1 pseudogene is annotated in these 2,063 nt (G+C 61.3%); it reads left to right on the top strand.

What is annotated here, in order from left to right:
* Positions 1 to 1,996 (top strand): annotated as a pseudogene (locus tag HHA01_RS14805) (hypothetical protein); the annotation flags it as partial.
* Positions 1,997 to 2,063: the final 67 nt, after the last annotated feature.

Raw genomic sequence — 2,063 nt, 5'->3', positions numbered from 1 at the left:
TGTTCGCCAGACCCAGGCACTGATCGAGTGGTCGGAGCTGGTCGTCAACGCCCTGGGCGCCAGTGAAGACGGGCAGGCCTGGCTCACGGAGCGGGGGCGGGCGCATGATCACCTGATCGGGCTGGCCGCGTTCAACTTCTCGCCCGAACTGGCGGAAGCACTGACCACCATCGCCGGTAACTTCTACGAGACCGGCGAGGCGGATGGCCTGGACGTGAGCGACGCCACCAACGCTGCGTTGCGAGCCAACGAGGCCAAGGCGGTGCTGGGGCTCGAGCAGGTCCGCAACAGCCGTATCTATCAAGCACTGGCCCCACACGTCAGGCGCTTTCAGGAGGCGTTGGTCGAGGCGGTCAACGCGTCGGCCAAGGCAGCCTGGGAGAAGGTGGCCTATCAGTTGCTGCCGGCGACCGGCGCGGGTGACTCGGTAAACCTGACGCCATGGTCACGTGGACTGGCGCGGAACCTGCAGGCGGCCCAGGTGCACCCGGATAACATCGCCAGGGGGACCCAGTTGGTGCGCACGGGAGACTATGAAGCCCGGCATCGCACCTGGCGAAGCGAGATGAAAAAACGGCAGAACCGCCTACAGGGCCTGCGCGAGAGTCTCAAACGACCGTCAGCACCGCATGAGCGTGCCGCCCAGATCCGCAACTTCAACAGTGAACAGCAAACCCTCGAAGAACTGGCGAGCCGCGAACCCAAGCGCCTCGTGGCGCAACAGTCAGGCAGCGGGGGCGGACCCGCCGAGACACTGGGCTATGACGAACTGCGCGAGCAGAACCGTATCAAGCTGGAGCAGGGCGCCGCCGCAGCCCGCGCCCGCATGACCAACTGGATGAAGCGCTATGGCGGCGGCCTGCCGCTGCTGGTGGCCGGTCTGAACTTGTTCAATGTGGGCGCCACCCTGATGACGATCCAGCGTGAAGGCCTGGATGACCACCATGCCAAGTCACTGGTCAGCGGCCTGGGCTACACCACCAGTGCCGTGATGGCGTTGTGGGTGATGCCCTATTGGAATAAGCATGCAAACCTCTTGGGTAAGATTGAGGGAATAGATACAAAGCTCGCTAAAGCCGGTGTAAAACAATGGCGTGGGGTCAACACCGCCTTCGCCCGCACCGCCGCGAAACTCACCACCCGCGTAGCCGGCATGGCCGCCTTCGGGGCGATTGGGGCGGCAGTGGAGGCTTGGCAGATTGGCGGGAAGGTGGATTCGGCCACTAGTACTGAAGAATCAAATGCCTTGTATGCACAGCTGGGCAGTACCGCGACTATGGGGTTTATTGCTTTAGCCCAAACTGTTGGCGCTTTATTAGGTAAAGTGACTTTCTCCTTCGCCTGGGTGATGAGCGCCTGGGTACTGATACCCGTGCTCATCGTTGGGGTGGTGTATTTTTTCGCCTCCTACATGGCAAGCTACTTTCATCGTGAAGGCATCCGCCTCTGGTTGTATCGCTGCAATTGGGGTGTTGCGCCCAAATGGCGGGCAACGGATGAGGAGCAAGCCGCTGAGTGGCGTGCCCTGATGGAAACCCTGAGCCAGCCTGAGGTGCAGTTGAAACCCGCCAGGCATGTGTCGATGGGGCCTTCGCCTGTTCAGGGCTATTGGCTGTCAATTGAGTTCCCCGCGCTTCTCGCAGGGGCTCAAGTCTCGTTGTCGAGTAATGCCAGTCGGGGCTGCTGGGCCACGGGGCAAGCGATAGAGCAGCGCCAGAAGCCACCAACGGGTGATTTGCCAGCGGCAGTTGACTACACCCCGGAAACGCCTCGTACCTGGCTCGCCTGGGTTCCTCGTGAGTTGGGTGCCCACGACGCTCCTTTCACGCTAAGAGTCACATACCCGGCCGAAGTGCTCGGTACTCACGAGGGAAAAACCTTCGTTTTTCACAAGGAGCAGGCGAGTGATCTGGGCCGCGAACTCCAGCCTGTTGAGGAAGACGCTCGGCCTTCGGTGCTGACTGATCAAGGCATGACGCTGATCATCCCGAGATGATGGCTAACGCCGGTCCAAGGGAAGCGGCAAGCCGCGTTTACCAGGAGTTATACCATGTGGTTTATAC

This window comes from Halomonas halmophila, from assembly GCF_006540005.1.
GTDB classification, from domain to species: domain Bacteria; phylum Pseudomonadota; class Gammaproteobacteria; order Pseudomonadales; family Halomonadaceae; genus Halomonas; species Halomonas halmophila.
The sequence above is the reverse complement of the archived record's forward strand: the minus strand, read 5'-3'. Positions and strand labels throughout refer to the sequence as shown.